The organism is Pseudoroseomonas cervicalis ATCC 49957, assembly GCF_000164635.1.
GTDB classification, from domain to species: domain Bacteria; phylum Pseudomonadota; class Alphaproteobacteria; order Acetobacterales; family Acetobacteraceae; genus Pseudoroseomonas; species Pseudoroseomonas cervicalis.
On record NZ_GG770858.1, the window covers coordinates 1 to 2,387 of the forward strand.

Below are 2,387 nucleotides of genomic sequence, written 5' to 3' on the forward strand. Positions count from 1 at the left end.
GCTGCTGCGCGTGGGCGACACGCTGGCCGGGTTGCAGGCCCTGGGCGCCGCCGCGCGCGCGCGCAGCACCGCGCGCATCGCCGCCATCACCGGCAGCGTCGGCAAGACCACCACGAAAGAAATGCTGCGGCACGGGCTGGCGGCGCTGGCCCCCACCCATGCGGCGGTGGCCAGCTACAACAACCAGTGGGGCCTGCCGCTGACGCTGGCCCGCATGCCGCGCGACTCCGCCTATGGCGTGCTGGAGATCGGCATGAACCATCGCGGCGAGATCGCGCCGCTGGCCCGCCTCGCCGCCCCGCATGTCGCCGCCATCACCACGGTGGAGGCCGCCCATATCGGCCATCTCGGCTCCCTCGAGGAGATCGCCGAGGAGAAGGCCGACATCATGCAGGGCCTCGCGCCCGGCGCGCCGGTGGTGCTGCCGCGCGATTCCGCCAGCTTTGCCCGTCTGGCGGGCCGGGCCGAGGCGGCCGGGCTGCGCATGGTCACCTTCGGCGCCGATCCGGCGGCGGAATACCGCCTGCTGGACTACCGGGGCGGGGCCGAGAGCGGGCTTGCCACCCTCTCGCTGCGCGGCGAGACGCATGCGCTGGCGCTGGCCGCCCCGGGGCGGCACCTGGCGCTGAACGCGCTGGCCGCCATCGCGCTGGCCGAGGCGCTGGGCGCCGACCGCGCCGGCTTCCTCGCCGCATTAACGGAATTTCGTCCGGGCGCCGGGCGCGGCGGGCGCGTGGTGCTGGACCTGCCCGGCGGATCGGCCCTGCTGATCGATGACAGCTATAATGGCCAGCCGCCGGCGATGCGCGCGGGCCTCGGCGTGCTGGGCAGCCAGATCCCCGGCCCCGGCGGGCGCCGCATTGCTGTCCTGGGCGACATGCGGGAGCTGGGCGAGCACGGCCCTGCGCTGCATGCATCCCTGCTCCCGGATGTGCTGGCGGCGGCGGATATGGTATTTTGCTGCGGTGCACTGATGCGCGGCCTGTACGACGCCCTGCCGGAGAACCGGCGGGCTGCGCACCGGGACAGCAGCGATGAACTGGCCCCGCTGGTGCGGCAGGCCGTGCGTCCGGGCGATGTCATTCTGGTCAAGGGGTCCCTGGGCAGCCGCATGGCGGTGGTGGTCCGGGCCCTGGCATCGGCGGCGCAGGCGGGGAATGCCGCGCCGCACGAAGGGGCGCATTCATGATCTTCAACCTCCTGTCCTCGAATGCGGACGGGTTCATCCTGTTCAACCTGTTCCGCTACGTGACCTTCCGGGCGGGTGCGGCGTGCATGACGGCGCTGTTCATCAGCCTGTTCTTCGGCCCGCGCATCATCGCCTGGCTGCGCACCTTCCAGAATGGCGGCCAGCCGATCCGCACCGACGGGCCGGAGGGCCATCTGCTGACCAAGAAGGGCACGCCCACCATGGGCGGCGTGCTGATGCTGCTGGCGCTCACCGTCTCCACCCTGCTCTGGGCGGATCTGCGCAACGGCTTCGTCTGGGCGGTGCTGCTGGTGACGCTGGGCTACGGGCTGCTGGGCTTCTGGGACGACTGGCTGAAGGTCACCAAGCGCAACACCAAGGGCGTCTCCGGCAAGACCAAGCTGGCGGTGCAGGCCGGCGTCGGCCTCGTCGCCGCCATCTGGATCACCGCGCTGATGCCGGGCGCGCTGGCCGACAAGCTGGCCATGCCGGTGTTCAAGGACGCGCTGATCGGCTTCGGCGTGCTGTTCCCGCTGGTCGGCATGCTGGTGATGATGGGCGCCTCCAACGCGGTGAACCTGACCGACGGGCTGGACGGCCTGGCCACCGTGCCGGTGATGCTGGCCGCCGCCGTGTTCGGGCTGATCTCCTACCTGGTGGGCAACCGCCTCTTCGCCGAATACCTGCAGCTCAACGGCGTGCCCGGCACCTCCGAGCTGGCGGTGTTCTGCTCGGCGCTGATCGGCGCGGGGCTCGGCTTCCTGTGGTTCAACGCGCCGCCGGCCAAGGTGTTCATGGGCGACACGGGCAGCCTGTCGCTCGGCGGCGCGCTCGGCGCCGTGGCGGTGGCCACCAAGCATGAGGTGGTGCTGGCCATCGTCGGCGGCCTGTTCGTGGTGGAGACCGTCTCGGTCATCATCCAGGTCTTCTGGTACAAGCGCACCGGCCGCCGCGTCTTCCTGATGGCGCCGCTGCACCACCATTTCGAGAAGAAGGGCTGGGCCGAGGCGACCATCGTGATCCGCTTCTGGATCATCGCCATGATCCTGGCCCTGGTCGGCCTCAGCACGCTGAAGATCCGCTGAGATGAGCGCCGCCGCCCCCCTCTCCCCCGGCCTTCCGCCCCTTCGCCGGCCAGCGCCTGGCGGTGGTCGGGCTCGGCCGGGCCGGGCTGCCGGCGGCGCGCCGCCTGGCCGAG

Annotated in this window: 2 protein-coding genes; both read left to right on the forward strand. The window is 71.7% G+C overall.

Annotated features, from left to right (window positions below):
* A partial coding sequence (murF, locus tag HMPREF0731_RS19715; protein ID WP_007005977.1) for a UDP-N-acetylmuramoyl-tripeptide--D-alanyl-D-alanine ligase occupies positions 1–1,189 on the forward strand: 1,189 nt, incomplete at its 5' end.
* Complete coding sequence (gene mraY, locus HMPREF0731_RS19720; RefSeq protein ID WP_007005978.1) at positions 1,186–2,274, forward strand: phospho-N-acetylmuramoyl-pentapeptide-transferase; 1,089 nt, start codon at positions 1,186–1,188, stop codon at positions 2,272–2,274. The genes murF and mraY, both read left to right, overlap by 4 nt.
* Positions 2,275–2,387 lie beyond the last annotated feature (113 nt).

Coding starts and splice junctions, on each gene's coding strand:
- mraY (WP_007005978.1), top strand. CDS start 1,186: ATGATCTTCAACCTCCTGTCCTCGAATGCGGACGGGTTCATCCTGTTC.